Origin of the sequence: Benzoatithermus flavus (assembly GCF_037908215.1) — a bacterium.
In the GTDB taxonomy this organism is placed as follows: domain Bacteria; phylum Pseudomonadota; class Alphaproteobacteria; order Geminicoccales; family Geminicoccaceae; genus Benzoatithermus; species Benzoatithermus flavus.
Genome location: NZ_JBBLZC010000008.1, coordinates 1 through 20,437, shown reverse-complemented (window position 1 = coordinate 20,437; position 20,437 = coordinate 1). Strand labels below are relative to the sequence as shown.

Annotated in this window: 20 protein-coding genes and 4 pseudogenes; 15 read left to right on the top strand and 9 right to left on the bottom strand. The window is 68.6% G+C overall.

The features are described from left to right. Positions 1–100: 100 nt before the first annotated feature. Positions 101–1,285: a zinc-dependent alcohol dehydrogenase gene (locus U1T56_RS09625; RefSeq protein WP_418159250.1), complete on the bottom strand. Its 1,185-nt coding sequence runs from the start codon at positions 1,283–1,285 to the stop codon at positions 101–103. Then, positions 1,285–2,019, bottom strand: a complete 735-nt coding sequence (locus tag U1T56_RS09620) for an SRPBCC family protein (RefSeq protein ID WP_418159249.1) — start codon at positions 2,017–2,019, stop codon at positions 1,285–1,287. The genes U1T56_RS09625 and U1T56_RS09620 overlap by 1 nt, the downstream gene beginning before the upstream one ends. Positions 2,020–2,277: 258 nt before the next feature. Between U1T56_RS09620 and U1T56_RS09615 the strand changes: the two genes are divergently transcribed. Continuing rightward, a complete protein-coding gene (locus tag U1T56_RS09615) occupies positions 2,278–2,721 on the top strand; it encodes a CBS domain-containing protein (RefSeq protein ID WP_418159248.1) in 444 nt (147 codons plus the stop codon). 93 nt (positions 2,722–2,814) lie between these two features. On the opposite strand, the gene U1T56_RS09610 is transcribed toward U1T56_RS09615, so the two are convergent. The 3 genes from U1T56_RS09610 to petA all read right to left on the bottom strand — a co-directional run bounded on the left by U1T56_RS09610 (position 2,815) and on the right by petA (position 5,549). Then, complete coding sequence (locus tag U1T56_RS09610; protein ID WP_418159247.1) at positions 2,815–3,591, bottom strand: cytochrome c1; 777 nt, start codon at positions 3,589–3,591, stop codon at positions 2,815–2,817. 11 nt (positions 3,592–3,602) lie between these two features. Continuing rightward, positions 3,603–4,901: a cytochrome b gene (locus U1T56_RS09605; protein WP_418159246.1), complete on the bottom strand. Its 1,299-nt coding sequence runs from the start codon at positions 4,899–4,901 to the stop codon at positions 3,603–3,605. Positions 4,902–4,997: 96 nt separating this feature from the next. Further along, positions 4,998–5,549, bottom strand: coding sequence for a ubiquinol-cytochrome c reductase iron-sulfur subunit (gene petA, locus U1T56_RS09600; protein WP_418159245.1), 552 nt, complete (start codon positions 5,547–5,549; stop codon positions 4,998–5,000). A gap of 227 nt (positions 5,550–5,776) precedes the next feature. On the opposite strand from petA, the gene U1T56_RS09595 reads away from it, so the two are divergent. From U1T56_RS09595 to U1T56_RS09580, 4 genes are all read left to right on the top strand, one after another. Continuing rightward, positions 5,777–6,274, top strand: coding sequence for a tRNA (cytidine(34)-2'-O)-methyltransferase (locus U1T56_RS09595; protein ID WP_418159244.1), 498 nt, complete (start codon positions 5,777–5,779; stop codon positions 6,272–6,274). A gap of 18 nt (positions 6,275–6,292) precedes the next feature. Then, positions 6,293–7,159 carry an oxygen-dependent coproporphyrinogen oxidase gene (gene hemF, locus U1T56_RS09590; RefSeq protein ID WP_418159243.1) on the top strand — a complete coding sequence of 289 codons (867 nt, stop codon included), beginning with the start codon at positions 6,293–6,295 and terminating at the stop codon, positions 7,157–7,159. A gap of 36 nt (positions 7,160–7,195) precedes the next feature. After that, positions 7,196–7,744, top strand: a complete 549-nt coding sequence (gene ppa / locus U1T56_RS09585; protein WP_418159242.1) for an inorganic diphosphatase — start codon at positions 7,196–7,198, stop codon at positions 7,742–7,744. A 259-nt stretch (positions 7,745–8,003) separates the two neighbouring features. Continuing rightward, positions 8,004–8,585, top strand: a complete 582-nt coding sequence (locus U1T56_RS09580) for a DUF2889 domain-containing protein (RefSeq protein ID WP_418159241.1) — start codon at positions 8,004–8,006, stop codon at positions 8,583–8,585. Here U1T56_RS09580 and U1T56_RS09575 read toward each other — a convergent pair. Beyond that, a complete protein-coding gene (locus U1T56_RS09575) occupies positions 8,568–8,855 on the bottom strand; it encodes a BolA family protein (protein WP_418159240.1) in 288 nt (95 codons plus the stop codon). The genes U1T56_RS09580 and U1T56_RS09575 overlap by 18 nt on opposite strands. Before the next feature lie 382 nt (positions 8,856–9,237). Here U1T56_RS09575 and U1T56_RS09570 point away from each other — a divergent pair, with 382 nt between their 5' ends. The 4 genes and pseudogenes from U1T56_RS09570 (at position 9,238) to U1T56_RS09560 (ending at position 11,108) form a co-directional block, all read left to right on the top strand. Continuing rightward, on the top strand, positions 9,238–9,675 hold the full coding sequence (locus tag U1T56_RS09570; protein ID WP_418159239.1) for a helix-turn-helix domain-containing protein: 438 nt from the start codon (positions 9,238–9,240) through the stop codon (positions 9,673–9,675). Positions 9,676–9,829: 154 nt separating this feature from the next. Then, a complete protein-coding gene (locus U1T56_RS09565; RefSeq protein ID WP_418159238.1) occupies positions 9,830–10,051 on the top strand; it encodes a transposase in 222 nt (73 codons plus the stop codon). Positions 10,052–10,053: 2 nt separating this feature from the next. Further along, a pseudogene (locus U1T56_RS24685) lies at positions 10,054–10,199 on the top strand (transposase); the annotation flags it as partial. A gap of 573 nt (positions 10,200–10,772) precedes the next feature. Further along, a complete protein-coding gene (locus U1T56_RS09560) occupies positions 10,773–11,108 on the top strand; it encodes a tRNA-binding protein (protein WP_418159237.1) in 336 nt (111 codons plus the stop codon). Here the strand turns inward: U1T56_RS09560 and U1T56_RS09555 are convergent. Next, positions 11,102–12,109 (bottom strand): M23 family metallopeptidase, encoded by a 1,008-nt coding sequence (locus U1T56_RS09555; RefSeq protein WP_418159236.1) that lies wholly within the window; start codon positions 12,107–12,109, stop codon positions 11,102–11,104. The two genes, U1T56_RS09560 and U1T56_RS09555, sit on opposite strands and share 7 nt — an antisense overlap. 223 nt (positions 12,110–12,332) lie before the next feature. Here U1T56_RS09555 and U1T56_RS09550 point away from each other — a divergent pair, with 223 nt between their 5' ends. The 3 genes from U1T56_RS09550 to fliS all read left to right on the top strand — a co-directional run bounded on the left by U1T56_RS09550 (position 12,333) and on the right by fliS (position 15,702). Next, positions 12,333–13,436, top strand: coding sequence for a flagellin N-terminal helical domain-containing protein (locus tag U1T56_RS09550; protein WP_418159235.1), 1,104 nt, complete (start codon positions 12,333–12,335; stop codon positions 13,434–13,436). A 99-nt stretch (positions 13,437–13,535) separates the two neighbouring features. Continuing rightward, positions 13,536–15,242, top strand: a complete 1,707-nt coding sequence (gene fliD / locus U1T56_RS09545) for a flagellar filament capping protein FliD (protein ID WP_418159234.1) — start codon at positions 13,536–13,538, stop codon at positions 15,240–15,242. A 13-nt stretch (positions 15,243–15,255) separates the two neighbouring features. Continuing rightward, positions 15,256–15,702, top strand: coding sequence for a flagellar export chaperone FliS (gene fliS, locus U1T56_RS09540; protein WP_418159233.1), 447 nt, complete (start codon positions 15,256–15,258; stop codon positions 15,700–15,702). 194 nt (positions 15,703–15,896) lie between these two features. On the opposite strand, the pseudogene U1T56_RS09535 reads toward fliS, so the two are convergent. Together U1T56_RS09535 and U1T56_RS09530 are read right to left on the bottom strand one after the other, a co-directional pair. Further along, positions 15,897–16,706, bottom strand: a pseudogene (locus U1T56_RS09535) (IS5 family transposase). An 89-nt stretch (positions 16,707–16,795) separates the two neighbouring features. After that, a pseudogene (locus U1T56_RS09530) lies at positions 16,796–17,557 on the bottom strand (transposase); the annotation flags it as partial. A gap of 164 nt (positions 17,558–17,721) precedes the next feature. Here U1T56_RS09530 and U1T56_RS09525 point away from each other — a divergent pair. From U1T56_RS09525 to U1T56_RS09515, 3 genes and pseudogenes are all read left to right on the top strand, one after another. Next, positions 17,722–18,393 carry a hypothetical protein gene (locus U1T56_RS09525; RefSeq protein WP_418159232.1) on the top strand — a complete coding sequence of 224 codons (672 nt, stop codon included), beginning with the start codon at positions 17,722–17,724 and terminating at the stop codon, positions 18,391–18,393. A 303-nt stretch (positions 18,394–18,696) separates the two neighbouring features. Next, positions 18,697–19,451: pseudogene (locus tag U1T56_RS09520) on the top strand (IS5 family transposase). Positions 19,452–19,545: 94 nt separating this feature from the next. Beyond that, positions 19,546–20,310, top strand: a complete 765-nt coding sequence (locus tag U1T56_RS09515) for an IS5 family transposase (RefSeq protein ID WP_418159231.1) — start codon at positions 19,546–19,548, stop codon at positions 20,308–20,310. The last annotated feature ends 127 nt before the right edge of the window (positions 20,311–20,437 follow it).

The following is a 20,437-nucleotide window of genomic DNA, read 5'->3' as shown; positions in this document are numbered from 1 at the left end:
TTCAAGCCGCGGCTTCGGCCGCGATCTGCTCGGCGAGCCCCTCGACGACGATCCGACCCATGAACCTGCCACTCCACTCCTGAGGAGGATAACAGCCCGCTCAGGCGGCTTCCAGCGTCGGGTCGAACACGACCCGCAGGCAGCGGTCCTCCTTGTGCTTGAACATCATGTAGCCCTCCTGCCCGCGCTCGAGCGGCAGGCGGTGGGTCAATAGCCAGGACGGGTCGAGCTTGCCGTTCCGGATATAGCCGAACAGGCGCTCGGCGTAGCGCTGGCCGTGCTGCTGGCCGCCACGGATGGTGAGCGCCTTGTTCATGACCGCTCCCATCGGGAACTTGTCGACGAAGCCGCCATAGACGCCGATCACCGACACCGTGCCGCCCTTGCGGCAGCAGCGGATCGCCTCGCGCAGGACCGAGATCCGATCGGTCTCGAGCATGAGCGCCGTCTTGGCCTTGTCGTAGTAGTGGCCGAGGCCGGGACTGTGGGCCTCGAGGCCGACACAGTCGAGGCAGCGGTCGGGGCCGCGTCCGCCGGTCGTCTCCATGAGGACCTCATAGACGTCGGCCTGCTCGTAGTTGACGATATCGGCCCCGTAGCGCTCGTTCGCAGCCTGGAGCCGGTCGGGAAAGCGGTCGATCGCGATCACGCGCTCCGCCCCCAGAAAGAAGGCGCTCGCGATCGCCATCTGCCCCACGGCGCCGCAGCCCCAGACCGCGACCACGTCGCCGGGCTCGATTCCGGCGAGATCGGCCGCCATGAAGCCCGTGGGCACCGCGTCCGAGACGAACACGGCCTGCTCGTCGCGCACGCCATCGGGGACCTTGAAGGCGCCGACGTCGGCGAAGGGGACGCGGATGTACTCGGCGTGGCTGCCGGCATAGCCGCCGAACGCGTGGCTGTAGCCGAAGATGCCGGCGGTGGCGTGGCCGTAGGCGGTCTCGGCGACGCTCGGGTTCGGGTTCGTGTTGTCGCACAAGGAATGGAGATCGTGCTCGCAGAACCAGCAGCGGCCGCAGCCGATGATCGAGATCACGATCACCCGGTCGCCGCGGCGGAGCTTTTTGACCTCGCTGCCGGTCTCGACCACCTCGCCCAGGAACTCGTGGCCGATGATGTCGCCGGGCTTCATGGTCGGCACGAAGCCGCCCAGGAGGTGGAGATCGGAGCCGCAGACCGAGGACAGCTTCACCCGGACGAGGGCGTCGTGCGGATTGACGATCCCCGGATCGGGCACGCGCTCGGTCCGAAGATCGTCGATCCCGTTCCAGCACAAGGCGCGCATCAGAACCTCTCCCGGCCGGCATCCTCCGGCCGCATCGCGTTGGTCGCCATCTCGCCGGTCTCGAGGAGCTGCTTCAGGCGGCGGAGGTCGTCCCGTGCCTGGATGCCGGGCTCCTCACCCATGAGCCGGGCGATGGTCCGGCCGAGGACACCGCCCGGCGCCTCGTAGTTCAGGCGCAAGATCAGCTCGGTGCCGCGCCCGCCGGGGGCGTCGCGCAAGGTGATGACCCCGGCGTGGCGGATCTCGCTGCCCGGCAGGGTCTGCCAGGAGATGCGCTCGTTCGGGCTCTCGGCCTCGATCATCGCGTCCCACTCGATCCGCGTGCCGCCGGGGGCGCGGACCATCCAGTGGCTGCGGCCGTCATCGGTGGTGATCACGCTCTCGACGTGGCGCGCCCAGCGGGAAAACCCCGACAGGTCGCGCACGAAGCGCCAGACCTCCTCGCGCGGCCGGCCGATCGTGATGCTGCGGGCGATCTTGACCGCACCGGTGGGCAGGGTGCGCTCGAGCCGGTGCAGCCCCTCCTCGAGCATGCCACCCTCGCCGGCGAGTGGCAGATCGGCGAGGCCCTTGAAGGCGACCGCCCCGCCGGCGAGCACCAGGCCCGCGCCCAGCATGCCACCGCGACGCGCGCCCAGGAGGGTGAGGAGGCCGCCGCCGAGAAGGCAGGCGAGGCGGGTCGGATCGCTCAGAAGATCGGGGACGCTGCGCTGCGCGTAAGGGGCTGTGGCCATGGCTCCGCTCCAGATCCGGTCCCGGCGCCGTCCGCGCCCGACGACCTCTCCAACGACGGGTGAAAGGGCAGGTTCCACGAGGTGAGCCGGGGCACCTGGTCCGGCACTCCCAGGGTGCCGATCGATCGGCCGAAGGCCGAGCTTCCTCGGCGGAACCCCCCAAGGAGGCGGGCGTTAGGCAGCCGTACCGCGCAGCCCTTGGACTTCCCTGGGCCGCGTGACGGCTATGGTAATGGCCGTGATCACACGGAGGCAGCCATGAAAGTCAGCGACGTCATGACCCGCACGGTCAAGACCACCACCCCCGACGTGACGATCCGCGAGGCCGCCAGGCTGATGGCCGACCTCGATGCCGGCATCCTGCCCGTGGCCCAGGGCGACAGGCTCGTCGGGATGATCACCGACCGCGACATCACGGTGCGCGCCGTGGCCCAGGGCAAAGGCCCGGACACCAGGGTCGAGGAGGCGATGACCCGCGACGTGAAGTACTGCTACGAGGACGAGCAGCTCGACCACGTCGTCAAGAACATGGCCCGTCTCAAGGTTCAGCGGCTGCCGGTGATGGACCGCAACAAGCGGCTCGTCGGCATCGTCTCTCTCGGCGACATCGCGATCCAGGGCGATAGCTCGCTCACCGATACGGCCGTGACCGGCATCAAGGAGCCGGGCGGGCCGCACGACCAGAGCGAGCAGAAGCACTGACCGGTGCGGCACGGCGCCGGACGAAGGAAGGGGCGGGCCCGCACGGGTCCGCCCCTTCCCTTCGTCTCGCGATCGCGCGGGGGCCGTCCGGCGTCAGTGCGGCACGTCGGCCCAGACCTTGCGCTTGAGCGCGAAGGTGAGGCCCGTGAGCACGACCAGGAACAGGATCACCTTGATACCGGTCTGCTTGCGCGCCTCGAGTTTGGGCTCGGCGGCCCACATCAAGAACTGCGACACGTCCTGCGCCATCTGCGCCACGGTCGCCTTGGTGCCGTCGGCATAGGTCACCTGGTCCGGGTTCAGGGGCGGCGGCATGGCGATGACGTGGCCTGGGAACGCCACGTTGTAGTAGCCGCTCGGCGGCATGGTGAAATCGGCGGGCGGTTCCTCGTAGCCGGTGAGCACGCTGTAGATGTGATCCATCCCGCCCTCGCGCGCCTTGGCCATCAGCGACAGGTCGGGCGGCGCCTTGCCGCCGTTGGCGGCTGCGGCGGCCTGCTCGTTGGGATAGGGACCGGGGATGCGATCGGACGGCAGGCCCGGACGCTGGAACATCTCGCCCTGGTCGTTCGGCCCGTCCGTGACCTGGTACTGGGCCGCGATCGCCTTGATCTGCTCCTCGTCGTAGCCGATGTCGGCGAGATTGCGGAACGCCACGTACTTGAGGCTGTGGCAGGCCGAGCAGACCTCGCGATAGACTTGGAAGCCGCGCTGTACGGCCGCCCGGTCGAAGCTGCCGAAGAAGCCGTCGGTCGGCCAGTGCAGATGCCGCGTGACGATGCCTTCCTCGGCGGCTTCGGTCGGCGAAGGAACAAGGCCGGCGGTCACGGCGAAGGCTGCGACGGTGGCGGCGAAGAGACGGTTTGCCATGCGCATCGATCTCACTCCGCGGGCTGCGCCGCCACGCCGCGACGGCCGAGGACCGGCTCGTCGATGCTCGCGGGCAGCGGAAGCGGGCGCTCGAGCTTGCCCAGGAGCGGCAGGATGACGAGGAAGTGGAGGAAGTAGTAGAGCGTCGCGAACTGGCCGATCCAGACCACGCCACGGGTCGGCACCTGGCCGCCGACCCAGGTAAGGACGATGCAGTCGATCACCAGGAGCCAGAACACCCACTTGTAGATCGGCCGGAAGGTGGCGCTGCGCACCTTCGAGGTGTCGAGCCACGACACCACGAGCAGACAGGCGATCGAACCGAACATGGCGAGCACGCCGGCGAGCTTGGCCGAGATGCCGAACCAGGCGAGGAACGAGAGCGGCGTGAAGAGCTGCTCGTAGATCATCGAGCGCAGGATGGCGTAGAACGGCAGGAAGTACCACTCCGGGACGATGTGCGCCGGCGTGGAGAGCGGGTTGGCCGGGATGTAGTTGTCCGGATGGCCCAGATAGTTCGGCGCGAAGAAGATGAAGAAGCTGAAGAAGATCAGAAAGATGGTGAGGCCGAACAGATCCTTCACCGTGTAGTACGGATGGAAGGGGATCTTGTCCTTCTTCGTGAGGTCGATGCCGACCGGATTGTTCGAGCCGAACTGATGCAGCGCCAGGATGTGCAGGAATACCACGGCGAAGATCACGAACGGCAGGAGGTAGTGGAGCGAGAAGAACCGGTTGAGCGTCGGGTTGTCGACCGAGAAGCCGCCCCAGAGCCAGGTGACGATGGGGTCGCCCACGAACGGGATCGCCGAGAACAGGTTGGTGATCACCGTGGCACCCCAGAAGCTCATCTGGCCCCACGGCAGCACGTAGCCCATGAACGCCGTCGCCATCATCAGGAGCAGGATGATCACGCCCAGCATCCACAGGAGCTCGCGCGGCGCCTTGTAGGAGCCGTAATAGAGCCCGCGGAAGATGTGGATGTAGACCACGATGAAGAACATCGAAGCACCGTTGGCGTGCGCGTAGCGCAGCAGCCAGCCGTAGTTCACGTCGCGCATGATGTGCTCGACCGAGTCGAACGCATGCAGGACATGCGGCGTGTAGTGCATCGCCAGCACGATGCCGGTCACGATCTGCAGCGCCAGCATGATGCCGGCGAGCGAGCCGAAGTTCCAGAAGTAGTTGAGGTTCTTCGGCGCCGGATAGGCGACGAACTCCTTGTAGCTCCAACTGATGAGCGGCAGCCGGTCATCGATCCAGCGCAGCACACCGCTCTTGAACACGGGATTGGGTACGTCGGCGGCCATGGGACCTTCCAGTGGTTGTCTCCCCGGCCCGTCGAGGCTGGCCCGCATGGGCCGCAGCCGCCGGCAGGGTGAGCCGGGTCGAGGATGTCGCGTGCTCTAGCCGATGCGGACCGAGGTATCGGTCAGGAAGGCGTAGTCCGGCACGGTGAGGTTCAACGGCGCCGGGCCTTTGCGGATGCGACCCGAAGTGTCGTAGTGCGAGCCGTGGCACGGGCAGAACCAGCCACCATAGTCGCCCCTGGGCTCGCCCGGCTTGTTGCCGAGAGGCACGCAGCCGAGATGGGTGCACACCCCGATCACCACCAGCCACTCGGGCTTCTTCACGCGCTGCTCGTCGGTCTGCGGATCGCGCAGCTCGCCGAGCGGCACCGCCTCGGCCTCCTTGATCTCCTCCTCGGTGCGATGGCGGATGAACACGGGCTTACCGCGCCACTTCACGGTGACGGCCTGGCCGACCGGGACCTGGGAGAGATCGACCTCGATGCTGGACAAAGCCAGCACGTCGGCGGAAGGGTTCATCTGATCGATGAGCGGCCACACCACGGCAGCGGTGCCTACCGCCAGCGTCGACCAAGTGACCAGATCGAGAAAATCTCGGCGGGTAGTGCCGCCGGACGGCGTGGAGGTGGGGTTGGCGGTATCGGCCATGCGCTGCGCCCGCTGCTACTGGTGAGGGCCTGGGACAAACTGGCGCGCAATCTATAGAGGCCACATATCGGGAACAAGCGACTATTGGTCGCATAAATTTTCTGAAAATTCATGGCTTTGCATCCTTCATGAAGGCTTTTGCGATCATGACGCGGTCGAAATTTCGCGCATAGCGTTAGAAGGCTGCGGCCCACGGAGATGAATCGATGCTGTCGGCAAGTGATGAGATGCGAGGAACGCAGCCGGGCCTGCCCCGGCTCGGGCTCGTGCTCTACCAGCCGGACCGGCCACACAATTTCGGCTCGGCCCTGCGCTTGTGCGCCTGCTTCGGCGTCACGCTCGGCGTGATCGAGCCGTGCGGCTTCCCGCTCGACGACCGGCGCATCCGCCAGACAGCGCTCGACTACCACGCCCATGCGCGTTGGGTGCGGCATCAGGACTTCGCCGCGTTCGAGACGGCACGTCTGGCGGAAGGACGCCGTTTGGTCCTATTGAGCACGCGCGGCGAGCATTTCTATCATCGGGTCGCATTCCGGCCGGACGACGTGCTGCTCCTGGGCCGCGAGAGCGCCGGGGTGCCGGAGGCGGTACATGTCCGCGCCGATCTCAGGGTCAAGATCCCGATGCGGCCCGACCTGCGCTCGCTGAATGTCGTGACGGCGGCAGCGATCGTGCTCGCCGAGGCGTTGCGGCAGACGGGCGGCTTTCACGAGGTCGCTCTCTAGGCAAGGATGTGGAAAGGCATGACGATGCCGGCGGGCGGCGACAGCAACGACGAGCGGGAGCGGGCGCGGGCCTGGTTCGAGAGCCTGCGGGACCGCATCTGCGCCGCGTTCGAGGCCATCGAGAACGACTATGCCGGGGCCGAGCATGCCGACCTGCCCCCCGGCCGGTTCGAGCGCAAGCCCTGGAAGCGCCCCGGCGGCGGCGGAGGGGTGATGGCGCTGATGCGCGGCCGGGTGTTCGAGAAGGTGGGGGTCAACGTCTCGACCGTCTGGGGCAGCTTCGCCCCCGAGTTTCGGCGCCAGATTCCGGGTGCCGAGGAGGCGGACGGCATCTTCTGGGCCAGCGGCATCTCGCTCGTGGCGCATCTGCGCTCGCCGCACGTTCCTCCTGCGCACATGAACACGCGCCACATCCGCACGGCCAGGGCCTGGTTCGGCGGCGGGGCCGACCTCAACCCGATCTACCCCGACGAGGAGGACACGGCCGCGTTCCATGCCCGTCTCAAGGCGGCCTGCGATTCTTACGCGCCCGACGCCTACCAGCGCTTCAAGGCCTGGGCCGACGAGTACTTCTTCATTCCGCATCGCGACGAGCCGCGCGGGGTAGGAGGTATCTTCTACGACTATCTCGAGGGCGAGTTCGAACGCCATCTCGCCTTCACGCGAGAAGTGGGCGAGGCCTTCCTCGACATCTATCCGAAGATCGTCCGCCGGCACATGAACCGGCCCTGGACCGAGGCCGAGCGCCAGCACCAGCTCGTGCGCCGGGGGCGCTACGTCGAGTTCAACCTGCTCTACGACCGCGGCACCCAGTTCGGCCTCAGGACCGGCGGCAACCCGGAAGCCATCCTGATGTCGCTGCCGCCGGTCGTCGCTTGGCCCTGAGCGGCCCTTCCCTCACGACTCAAGGAGCGAGGCTCAATGGACATCAATCGCCTGCCCCCCGGCAAGAACCCGCCCTATGAAGTGAACGTGCTGATCGAGGTGCCGCTGCGCTCCGATCCGATCAAGTACGAGTACGACAAGGACAGCGGCTTCATCTTCGTCGACCGCTATCTCTACACCTCCATGTTCTATCCCTGCAATTACGGCTTCATCCCGAGCACGCTCGGCGGCGATGGCGACCCGCTCGACGTGATGGTGGTGGGCCGGATGCCGGTGATGTCGGGCGCGATTCTGCGCGTGCGTCCGATCGGCGTGCTCGAGATGGAAGACGAGGCCGGGCTCGACGAGAAGCTGCTTGCCGTGCCGATCGACAAGATCACGCCCGTGCACAGGCATGTGCGGACCTATCAGGACATCCCCGAGCTCGATCTCGCCCGGATCGCGCACTTCTTCGAGCACTACAAGGACCTCGAGCCCAACAAGTGGGTGAAGGTGAAGGGCTGGGAAGGACCGGAGCGGGCGCACCAGCTCATCCTCGAGGGCATCGAGCGTGCCAAGGGCAAGCTGACATCCACGGGCGAGTGATCGACAGCGGCAGCTCCGGGCCGGCCTCGGCTGTGCGCGGAGCCGCCGTGATTTCTCTTGACCTGGAAGGAAGATGGCGGCAAGGCACCGTTCCGTGATCAGGGCCGGAGCCACGTGATTCGAGAGCGGGTGCCATGAGGGAGCGAATCGTTCCGGGCATCGACGAAGGTGCCGAACCCGCGTGCAGCCGGCGGCGGTTGCCGGCGGCCGACGAGGACGGCGCCATCCGTGGCACGGCTTCGGCCTGAAGAGACCGCTCGTGCCGCTGCCCGAGCCGGTCCCGCGCGAGCCCGTCCACAGCCGCGAGATCCAGTGCCGCGGCTATCGGCGCGCGGACGGCTTGTGGGACATCGAAGGCCGGCTGGTCGACACCAAGGCCTATCCGTTCACGAACGCTTTCCGTGGCGAGATTCCGTCGGGCGAGCCGCTGCACGCGATGTGGCTGCGGCTCACGGTCGACGACGAGCTCGTCGTTCGGGACGTCGTCGCCGTGACCGATGCCGGCCCTTATGCGGTCTGTCCGGCCATAACACCCGCCTTCGCGACCTTGAAAGGAGTGAGGATTGGCCCCGGCTGGCGGCGCGAGGTGCTGGGTCGCCTCGGCGGTGTCAAGGGCTGCACGCATCTCGTGGAGCTGCTCTGGCCGCTGGCGACGGCCGCCTACCAGACCGTGTACCCGATCCTCGCCCGCGAGAGGCCGGCAGTGGCGCAGGATCGCCCGCCGGTACATCTCGATAGCTGCCACGCGCTCGCCCGCGACGGCGACGTCGTGCGTCGGCACCACCCCCGCTGGTACAACGGACCGCTGCGCGAGGAGGACGGATCAGCCGGAGGCGGCTGAGGCCGCCTCCTCCGGTGTCAGGGCGCGAATCGACAGCGCGTGGATCCGCTCGCGCAGAAGCCCGGCGGCGGCGGCGTGTACCATGCGCTGACGCTCGAGCCGGCTGCGCCCGGCGAAGACGGCGCTGACCACGAGCACGCGAAAATGGGTCTCTCCTTCGGGCCGCCAGCCAGCATGGCCATGATGCCGTACCGACTCGTCCACGATCTCGAGATGTTCAGGAGCGAGCGCCCGCTCCAGCGAGGTCCGCAACTGCATCGCGATGAGCAAGATGTTTCTCCTTTAGGGTTAATACTGAAATGAAAAAATATATTCTTCAGTTGAAGAGGCCGAGCACGGATCGCGAGATCCGAATCGCCTCTCGCTGAGAGCGGCGGCGGCAATAGATTGAGATCATCTTAAGCGTTCATAAACATCATATTAACCATACTATAGGGTGTTAAACCGTCGGTGGTGTTGCTCGATTGACATCTCCGTCCACATGGATGCACTAGTGTTTTTCGTGTTTCCTGTTAACTATCCCTAAAGGGTGGCTCGCCTAACCTCGTGGTAGATCAATCTCGTGGTGAAGCTTCATGGACGGAGGCTCGGCCTTGAAAGCTTCCAGGCGTTCGACCCGACACGACGTTCGAGGCAGGTGACGGAGGTCAAGATGGCGACTGCTAGCCTGAAAGCAAAGGTGGGGCCCGGACGCTCGCGGGCGCAGGATATCGACCGGTATGTCGGTGCGCGCATGCGGGAGAGGCGGATCATGCTCGGCCTGACCCAGCAGCAGATGGCCGAGCTCATCGGGGTGACCTACCAGCAGGCCCACAAGTACGAGAAGGGCATCAACCGGATCGCCGCGGGGCGGCTGTTCACGATCGCGCAGGCGCTCGGCGTCGATGTCGGCTACTTCTTCGACGGCATGGAGAGCGAGCGGGCGTTCAAGCCGACCCCGCAGCAGCGCATGCTGCTCGAGCTCGCGCGCAACTTCATCAGCATGCCGAGCCGCAAGCATCAGGAGGCGATCTGCAATCTCGCTCGAGCGCTCGCGAATCCCGAGCTCGCCAACGCGCAAGAGCTCGACGTGCCGCTCGACGAGGAGTGATCGGCACCTGCTGCGGGGAGCCGGTCGGCATCCCGCTCACCTGCACCCGCGATGGATGTCGAAAGCTGCCGGAACGTCATGTGGCAGCGTTGCGCCTGATAGCTGTCGTCGTGTGACGTGAGCATCGATCCGATGCTCCGCGGCCTGTGGATCCGTGCGCACCGTGCTGCAGGAGGTCCTGGAAACCGAGATGACCGACGCACCCGGTGTTGCCGAGCGCGAACGCACCGCAGGCAGGCTCGGCTGCCGCGCGGGCGGCTACGGTCGTACCCTGATCATAGTCAATGGCGCCGCCATCGATCGGCAAGCTGGAGCCGCGGGATCGCGAGCGCCGCTCGCGATCCGGGCCGGAACGGATGAACGGCACTGCTGCTGATCTCCACCGGGCCGTTCGGACGTTGCCAGCGATCCGGGCCGGCGCTCGTGGCCACCCTGGCCGAGATGCACGTCCAGGGCATGTCGACGCGAAAGGTGAAGGCGATCACCCAAGGCTGGACGGCCACGCCGTCACGGCCTCGGCCATCGAACCGCGCCTCGCTGCCTCTGCGCCCGCCGACGGCTGGCGGAGCCGTCTGTCTGCCTGGTCCCCGATGCCCACTGCGAGAAGATGCAGGCTCGAGCCCGTGGCTGCCGACGATCGTGCCGGGTTGTGGGGCGGCGCGCGAGATGGTGCCGGAGGCAGCTTGCGGTCGAGGGCCGCGAGAATCGCTGGCAGCCAGCCGCTGCCTACATGAACGGCCTCCCAGAGCAGAAGAAAGCTCCCGCTTCGCGAGGCCGCTTGAACCGGCTCGCCAGCCCGGTGCCACCAGCCCATCGACAGAACTTGACGCTCACGATCCGTCGGGTCTGGCCGGCTCGTCAGCTCGACCGGCCATTGCTGCCCCTCGGGTCGGAACTTCGGTGAGCCGGCATGAAAGATCCCGGCGAGGGCTTCGCCCGGCCGCTCGGCCCGCTCGAAAGCGGCCAGGGCCGCTTCGACACGCGATTCTTCCGCGGTCCTGGTCCGTGCGGCTTGACGCCTTCCCGCGGCTTCCCCTAAGCGGGGGCGGGCGGCGGCACGTCGCCCGATGCCGTTCCCGTTCGGGCACCGAGAGCCGATGACCGCCACGATCGACGATTTCCTGAAGCTCGACATTCGCGTCGGCACGATCGTCGAGGCGGTGCCCAACGAGGGGGCCCGCAAGCCGGCCTACCGCCTCGTGGTGGATTTCGGCCCCGAGATCGGGCGCAGGACCAGCTCGGCGCAGATCGTCGAGAACTATCGGCCCGAGGACCTCCTCGGCCGGCAGGTGGCGGCCGTGGTCAACTTCCCGCCGCGCCGGATCGCGAGGACGCTCTCCGAGGTCCTGGTGCTGGGCTTCCCGGACGCTGTGGGCAACGTGGTGCTGGTCGGAGTCGATCGGCCGGTACCGAACGGTGGGCGGCTCTACTGAGTCAAGGTGAGCTCCCGGCTCTTGGACCAGCGTGCGTCGCCGCGCTCGACGCTCGCCTCGACGCGGTAGGTGCCCGCAGGCCAGCCGCCCGGCGGCGCCTTGCGGCCGGCCGAGCGCGAGGCGCGAGGCGCCTCCTCCTCGACCGGAAAGCTCGCCCGGCTCACCACGGTGCCATCGGGGCCGGTGACGGTGATGCCGATCCGATCGCCGCGCTTCAGGCCGTAGGCCAGCACGTAGCCGACCAGCGGCGTGTCCGGGCGAGGTCCCACCGAGGCGGCCGCCCCGGAGACGATGTCCCGGTGGCTCGGAACGTAGCCCGCAAGACCCACGATCGCGATCGGAACCGCCACGTAATCGAGAGCCGCCCGCAGCTCCGGCTCCCAGAGCGGTGTTCCGGCCTTGCCGCAGGGCGACGTGGTCGGCGTACCGGTGAAGGGATCGATCGTCTGTCCCTCCCGTCGGACGCCGAGATGGACGTGAGGAAAGTTGGCCTCGCCGCTCATGCCGACGAGGCCCAGCGCGTCGCCGGCGGCGACCGCCTGGCCGGGACGGACTCGCACGCTGCCCTGGCGCAGGTGGCAATATTGCGTCTCCCAGCCGCCCTCGTGCTGAAGAAGAACGCCGTTGCCGCAGCTCAGCCTGCCGAAGTCGTGGGCGAGCTGGCCGGTCGGCGGCTGATCCGGCATGCCGTCGCGCGCCGCCCGCACCGTGCCGGCAGCAGCGGCGAGCACGGGCACGCCCGCGCGCATGCGCGCGGGATCGGGCAGGGCGAAGTCCGTCCCGTCGTGGCCGTCCGAGCCCAGCCCACCGCAGCGATAGTCGGTGAAGCCCGGGCCGGGGTCCCGGTCGCTGAGCCGCACGACCCAGCAATCCTCGCCGGGCGTGCAGGCGAGCGGCAGGCCGAGTGCCAATGCCTGCTCGCCCCGGACCGGCGCAGCCGTCGAAAGGAACGGAAGAAGCGCGCTCAAGCCGAGGAGGACCGTCGCGATCCGCGGTGTCATGCCGTGCCGTTCCCATGCTGAGGCGGTGATCCGTGTCCGCCGGCGTATCATGCCATACTCGGATGTTCGTGCCAGCCGACGCGGCGGTGGGGCGTTCACCTCATCTTAAGGAGTGAGGCCGGAATATGCACTCGCCCGCGGGTCGTTCCCGGGCGCCCGCCTCAGGCAGAGGCGGGATGGCCTCCTGACCGAGCGCCCAGGTAGGGTGCCGAAGGGACCTGACATGCTCACCGCCACTTCCAATCAGGCCGCCAGCACGGCCATCCGCTACCTGAAGAACAACGCCGCCGAGGCCTCGAGCTCGCTAGCCAAGCTCGCTTCCGGCTCGCGGATCGTGAAGGCTTCCGATGATACGGCCTCGCTCGCGATCGGCACCAGGATCAAGGCCGACATATCGGCGCTGAAAGTTGCCCAGACCAACGTCAGCAACGCGCAGAGCCTGCTTCAGGTGGCCGATGGCGGCATGGCGCGGATCAGCGACATCCTCCTGCGCATGAAGGCGCTGGCGACTCAATCACAGTCGGGCTCGGTGTCGAACAACGAACGCTCCTTCCTCGATCAGGAATATCAGGCGCTGCGGACCCAGATTAACGGTATCGCCAACCAGACCCGCTTCAACGGCCAGACACTCCTGAACGGCTCGGCTGGCAAGTCCATCAGCAATATCGGCAGCGGCCTGGCCGGGGCGGGCATATCGGTCGCGCTGTCCGGCAACGCCAAGGCTGGCACCTGGACCCTGTCCTACGATGGCACCGACACCTTCACGCTGACTGATGGCACGCTGAGCTACACGTCTCAAATCGACCCTACCGGCCTCACGGTCTACGAAGGTACCCTCGATTTCGCCACTGCTGGCATCAGTGTCAATCTGAAGAACTTCGATGTCAGCGCCGCTGTCAGTTCCAGCAATACCTTCGACGTCAGCGGTAGCGGTACCCTGACTTTCCAGATCGGGGCCAATGCATCCAGCGACACGATTACCGTCAACTTGGCCGACGTGACCACGACTGGGCTCGGGCTCAGTGGCGACGACGTTTTGACCAGCGCCAATGCAAGCGCAGCCGCGAGCCAGCTCGACACGGCGATCGCGAGCATCAATGGCGCGCGTGCGACGGCAGGCTCCTTGATGTCCCGATTCGAGTTCGCGGGCGCCAATCTTGCCACCCAGGTCGAGAACCTCGATGCGGCCCGCGCCAATCTGATGGATGTCGACGTCGCCGACGAGATGTCGAGGTTCAGTTCGGCCAACGTGCTCCAGCAGGCGGCGACGGCCATGCTCGCCCAGGCCAACCAGATGCCGCAGAACCTGCTGCGGCTGATGCAGTAGAGCTCCGGGGTCGGGGAGGCGGCTGCTGCCGCCTTCCCGCACCGTCCCGAAAGGATGTTCCGTCATGATGAGGCCTAGCGCGCCGAGCGGAAGCGGACCATGCCGACCGGCTTGAATCTCGGCAGCCTTAGCACGGCGGGCGGGGTGGCCCGCCTCGTCGGCACGAGCTCGCAGCTCGACACCGAGGCGCTGGTCAAGGCCGTCTACGAGGCGAAGCGGGCACCCGCGGTCCGGCTCGAGAACAGCATCACCCGCAACGAGGCCAAGGCCGCGGCCTTCGCCGAGCTGAAGGGTCTGCTCGAGAAGCTCCAGAGCTCGCTCGACGGCCTGCGCAATCCGCCGGGCACGCTCGGCGGCGAGAGCAACCTGTTCGAGGCGAAGCAGGCCTATCTCAGCTCCAGCACGACGACCCGGCCCGACACGCTGGTCGGCCTCGATATCGCCGACCGGGCTTCGGTCGGAACGTTCGCGCTCACCGTGGAGCGGTTGGCGACGGCGGAGAAGCAGGCGACGGCGTCGGTCGGCGGCGCCGGCGTGACCCTGGCCGACGGCTGGAACGCCGGCAGCGGCTTCGCGGGCACGCTCCTCATCGGTCTTGCCGGCGGCCCGCAGCAGCGGATCGCCGTCGATGGCACGATGACACTCGCCGATCTGCGCGCCGCCATCAACGCGAAGAGCGTCGAGACCGGGGTCACGGCCAGCATCGTCAAGGTTTCGGACACGGACTGCCGGCTGATCCTCACCGGCACGGAGACTGGCCGGGCGATCACGCTCGGCAGCGATCCGGCCGGCGACGACGTGCTCGGCAGGATGGGCCTGAGCCGGCTCCAGGCGGCGCAGACCAGCCGGATCGTCGTCGACGGGGTCACGGTCGAGCGCACCGGCAACACGATCGACGACCTCTACGAAGGCGTCACGCTGAGCCTGCTCAAGGCCGAGCCCGGAACCACGGTCACGGTCGGCATCGAGCCGGATCTGGCTTCGATCAAGAGCGGCATCCGGAGCTTCGTCGACGCCTACAATGCCGTGCGCGACTTCGTCGCCAAGCAGAGTGCCGTCGATGCATCGGGCAAGGTGAGCGAGGGTGCCGTGCTCCACGGCGATTCCGTGCTCCGCTCCCTTTCCGTCGACCTCGCCATGCTGGCGGGCGGCAGCGTCGTCGGCCTCGCTTCGGGTGCGCCCGCGACCTTGCGGGATATCGGGCTCGGCTTCGACGCCGACAACCGCCTCGTGATCGACGGCAGCAGGCTCGACCGGAAGCTCCTGTCCGATCTCGACAGTGTGCGCGGCGTGCTCGCGTTCGGCTTTTCTGCGAGCTCGCCCGAGCTGCGCGTGCTCGGCCGCAGCAACGCGCTGACCGACACGAGCTTCCGGCTCGATATCGTGGACGCCGATGCCGACGGCGTGCCCGAGAGCGCCAGCATCGACGGGGTCGCCGTCGACGTGACGGGCGGGAGGATCGAGGGCCGGGCCGGCACGGCTTACGAGGGCCTCGAGCTGGTATGGGTCGGCAAAGGCTCGACGAGCATCGACGTTAGGATCAGCACGGGCGTGGCCGACAGGCTGTTCAATGCCCTCGACGATGCGCTCGACGAGCTGGACGGACCCATCGGGCACGCGATCGCCGATCTCGCTGCCACGAACGAAGCCTACCGGAAGCAGATCGCCGCCATCGACCAGCGGGCCGAGGCGATGCGGGCGCGCCTGGTCGCGCGCTACAGCGCCATGGAAACCGCGTTGAGCCTCGCCGAGACGATGATGCGGCAGGTTCAAGCGCAGATGGACGCGATGACGGCCAGGAACTGAGGACCATCCGCCGATGAACGCCTGCTCCCCGCGCATGCGCGCCGCCAGCGCCTACCAGAATGCTGCCCGAGCAGAACATCCTGCTCGACAGATCGCGCTCCTCTACGACATCGCCATCCGACAGCTGCACGAGGCCCGAACCGCGATCACGGAGCAGCGGATCGAGGATCGCTGCCGCTTCGTGCTCAAGGCGTTCGAGATCCTGCAGGCTCTGCAGTCCTGCCTCGATTTCGAGCTTGGCGGCACGATCGCGCCGATGCTGTGCCGTTATTATGGCAGCGCCATGAACCGCCTTTTGCAGATCAACCAGAAGAATGATTCGGCGCTCTGCGACGAGATCATCGCCTATCTGACCCCGATGCGCGAGAGCTGGGCCCGCATCGCGGATGGTGCCGCGGCCGGCCCGCCCGCAGGCTCCGCGCGGCCGGACGAGACAGCGCCCGCGTCGCTCACGGCCTGATCCGGGCTGCGCTCAGCGGTGGATCCGGCAAGCAGATGGAGATCTCCCGGAATGGCCGTTCGGGATTCGGGGCCGAGCAGCAGGAACGACGGCCGAGCCAGCAGGCTGCCGACGCGGCAGGAATAGGCATGGCGGCTTGCCTCTGATCCTCCCTCGAAGCAGTGGATACCCTTACTAGGGCGTGTCTGCAAAGCTTATAGCCACAGCAGGATCATGCCGATGGTGAGCATGGCCAAGTCGTTGACCGCTCGCTTCTCGTAGCGGGTCGCACTACGTCGGAACTGCTTCAAACGGTCGATCAGCCGTTCGATCCGGTTGCGCTCGCGATAGGCTGCGGGTCGAACCGACGCTGCCGCTGCTGCTTGCGCTTGCTCGGGATCACCCGGCCGATGCCGCGGCGGCGCAGACGGTGCCGAGCGATGGGGCTGCTGTAACCCTTGTCGCCGGCCACCCGCCGCGGGCGCAGCCGCACCCGGCCCCGACCTGGACGGCGGATGGCGCCCTGGTCGAGCAACGCGTCCAGCGCGATCTGCTCGTGGCGCTCGCCACCGGTCAGCACCGCGGTGATCGGCTTGCCGCCACCTTCGGCGCGCAGATGGATCTTGGTCGCGAAGCCACCCGGCGAACGGCCCGGCACCTCACCCCCCGATCGTGCCGGTCCGGCGGGTGCCGGCGGCGTGCCGATCGGCGCGGACGATGGTGGCATCCACAAAGTGCAGGCCCCAGTCGACCGCACCCCTCGCATCGGCCACGGCCTGCAGCGCGGCCAGGATCCGCTCCCAGATCGCGGCCGCGCGCCAGCGATGGAACCGGCTCGACACGGTGCCGACCGGGCCAGAGCGCGCCGGCAGATCGCGCCAGGGGGCGCCGGTGCGGTGGATCCACAAGATGCCGTCGAGGATGCGGCGGTGGTCGTGGTCGGGCCGGCCGGTGCGCGGCCACTCGGGCGGCAGCAGGGGCGCGAGCCGCGCCCACTGCCGATCGGTCAGCTCGAAGCGTGCCAGCCGCCCCAGATGGGGCTACATCCCGGCAGTGCAACCGCTTTGCAGACACGCCCTAGAAGGCTGTTATGGACCTGGAGCGGCTCGGCGTCTTGTCGGCGCCTGAGGCAGGGGCAAGCGACGCCGGGCAGGCCGGCCAGCGTGGTGTGCCGGCGCTGGTAGTCCCCGAGCAGCCGCCGGCAGCGCGCGGCCCGAGCCAACGAGCGCGCGCCCACCCACCGCCGCGGCAGCAGCACGAAGCCGCGCATGGCCTTGGGCAGCTCGATCACCTCGAGGCGGATGCCCTGCGCCGCGGCGGCGGGCGGCTCGCCCGTGTCGCCCTGGTCGACGAAGGCCAGCCCGAGGCTCGCGCCGGTGGCGGCCTGCACCGCCGCGGCGAGCCGGCCGACCTCGGCCCGATCCTGCGCGTCGGCCGGGGTGACATGAAGGGCCAGCCGATGGCCGAGCGCGTCGACCGCGAGGGGGAGCTGCGCGCCGTTGCTGCGCTTGGCCCCGTCCCGGCCGGCGCGCGCCCCGCTCTCGGGTGGGCTCTGCAGCGTGCGGCTGTCGAGGATGGCCGCGGCGGGCGTGCGCTCCCGGCCGGCGGCGACGCGGAGCAGGGCGTGCACCAGGGCCGCGAACGAGCCGGCCCTGAGCCAATGCATGGCCGGCGGCCAGACCGCCGCCCAGGGTGGCCGGCCGTCGGGCATGGCCCGCCACGGGATGCCGTTCTCGACCACGTAGCGCCGGCCGTCGAACAGCTCGCGCAAAGGGGGCGCGCGCTGTGGGGCGGCCACGGGCAGCAGCATCAGGTAGGGCGCCACCAGCGCCCATTCGTCATCGGAGACGTCGGAGGGGTAGGGCTTGCGGGTCATCCGACCTGCAGGGCCTTGGCCCGCAGTTCATGACAGCCTTTAGCGCATCCTCCGCGGCGGTCTTTGTGCGAAGGGAGCCGGGGGCGCATCTGACCGGGATGCGCCCGCCCATCTTCGTTCGTGAGCCGCGCGCGGCCAGCCGGCGCAGCGAGAGCGCGTTCACCATGCGCCGAGCCCAGATCGTGCTGTGGAGCGCGTCGGGGCAGCCGCCGCGGGCGATCGCCGCCGGCCTGGGCTGCGCCCGCCAGACCGTGGGCGATGCGATCGGCACCTGCGACGCCCGCGGCCAGCTGGCGCCGACCGCGGGCTCGGCGCGGCCGAAGAGCGCCGCGCCGGTGCTCGATCGGGCCGAGCTGGAGCGGCTGCGCGCGATCTTGCCCCGGTCGCCGCGCGCCTTCGGTCAGGCGAGGAGCAGCTGGACGCTGGCGCTCCTGGCGCGGGTCGCGCACCAGCAGGGGCCGAGCGCAGGTGTGCTGTCGGCCGAGACCATCCGCCGGGCCCTCTTGCGCCCGGAGGTCGGCTGGAAGCGCGCCAAGCGCTGGCTGACCAGCCCCGACCCGGCCTGCGCTCGCCAAAAAGGCGCCGCGACCGCCGGCTCCACGTGGCCGCGCACCGGCCGGGCTGGGTGCGCGGCTTTGCCGACGAGGTCCGGTTCTCGCGTCTGGCGCAACCGGCCCTGCATGCCGGGACGGCGGGCGAGGCGCTGCGCCTTGGCCTGCACGCCGCCGCTGCGGCCGATCCCGCCCCCAAGGCGCTGGCCGGCTACGGCCTGTGGCTGCCGGCACGGCAGCGGCGGCGGCCGCGCTTCGTCGGGGGGCGGCCGGTCAGCCCGGTGACCTGCGCCTTGCTCGGCAGGGCCGTCGAGCAGCGCGCGGCCGAGGGGGAGCGGGTTTGGGCCCTGGTCTGGGACAACGCCTCCTGGCACGTCAGCCAGAAGGTCCGTTCCTGGCGGAGCGCGAGCGCGCCGCGGTCGAGCGGCAGCAGCGCCTGTGCGAGCACGACCACGTGCCGCTCCTCCAGCCCCTCGCACCCTCGGTCGCCGGAAGATGCACGAGGGCCTGTTAGCGTCGGCCTGACGGGCACGGCGAGCATTGCCATGTACTCACGGCAACGAGGCCGGGAGCGACAAGGCGGTGCAGGTGGTGGCGGATGCTCGGTGGGAGGTGCTCGAACCGTTGCTGAATGAGGTCCGGCTGTGGGCGGCGCGCCCGATCCGCGCGCTGCGTCGAACGATCGAGGCCATCGTCTGGCGGCAGCAGAACGGGGCCAAGGGGCGCCCGATCCCGGCCGAGCTTGGTCCCTGGTGGATGGCGGCGCAGACCTTCATTCGCTGGGCGCGGCTTGGGGTGTGGGCGCACCTGCATCGGCGGGTGCAGGAGCAGTACGGGCTCGAACTCGGCATGGTATTCCTCGACAGCACGGTGATCCGTGCGCATCGGAAAGCGGCCGGTGCCCGCAAGCAGGGCCTGGCGCCTGCGGCGAGCGCCGAGGCCCGGCCGCTCGCGCGGTGGCTTCGGCACGAAAGGGCATGCCCTGGCCGATGCGGGTGGGCGGTCGCGTTCGCGCTCACCCCGGACCAAGCGGCGGAGGTGTCCCAGGCCGAGGCGCTGTTGGGCTTCCTGCCGGGACGCCGGTGTCGACGGTCGCCGATCGCGGCTGCCATGCACTGCGTGCGGCCATCTGGGATCTCGGCTCGACCCCAGCCGTGCCGACGAGAAGAAACGAGGCCCCGGTGGCCTGTCGGGCCTGGGTCTATGTCAAGCGCGAACGGGTCGAGCGGCGATGGCCACGCGTGAAGGGGTGGCGGGCCGTAGCTACTCGCTATGACGAGACCGCCCGATCCTTTCTCGCCGTCTCGAGCCTCGCCACCACCTTCGATGGGATCAGACACTAAGGCGCCGTTTCCAGAACGCTGGCAGCTCGTCAGCCTTCTTGCATCCGGCTGACCTCGCGTCGGTTTCCCGTGCCCTTGGCAGCGGGAGGCGAGCATGGGGCCGAAGGCGACAGCGTTGGTGGCGGGGATCATCGACCGGATCGAGAACCGGCCGTACGGGGCTGGGCGGCCGCCCCTGCCGACCATCAAGGTGGTCGAGGCGCTCCGGTTCTTCGTTCGCGAGGGTGTGCAGTGGCGCGAGCTGCGGGCCACCGCCGCGCGGGCGTGCGGCTCCACCTTGCGCCGCCGCCTGGACGGCTGGAGCACCACGGCCTTGCTGCGCCACGTCCATGTCGTCCTGGTCCGGATGGTGCGTGCAGGACCCGAGGTCACCTGGGACGTGGTGGTCGATAGTTGTTCGGTTCGGGCCAAGCGGGGCGGCGAGCTGACCGGTCCCAATCCCACCGACCGCGGCAAGGCCGGGACCAAGTACCACGTCGTGGCCTCGACCGACGGCCTCCCGTTGGCGGCGGTCCCCTCCGCGGCCAACGTCCATGACACGCGCCTCTTCCCGCATCGGCTGCGCTTGGCGCAGGTGGTCTGCGCGGCCATCGGCAAGCTGTATGCCGACGCGGCTTACCACAGCGCCGAGAACCGGCAGCTCTGCCTGCAGGACGGCATCGAGCCCCGCATCCGCGAGGTCGGTGCACCACACGGCTCGGGGTTGGGTTCGGTCCGCTGTATCATCGAGCACGATTGCGCGTGGTTGCTGGCGAATAAGCGCCTGGACCGGCGGCGGGACAGGCTCGGCCACATCATTTTGGCCCTCCTCACCGCTGCGTGCATCTTCATTATCGCAGAGCGCATCAGCGCGTTCTGAAGACCGTGCCTAACACGCCCTAGGGTGGGGTTGCGCGGCTTCACCGGAGGGCGGACCGAGGACGGACGGCCACGGGCCGAGCGGCTGCCAAAGGCCGCTGCCGGCGCCTTCCGGCGCAGCGGCGCCG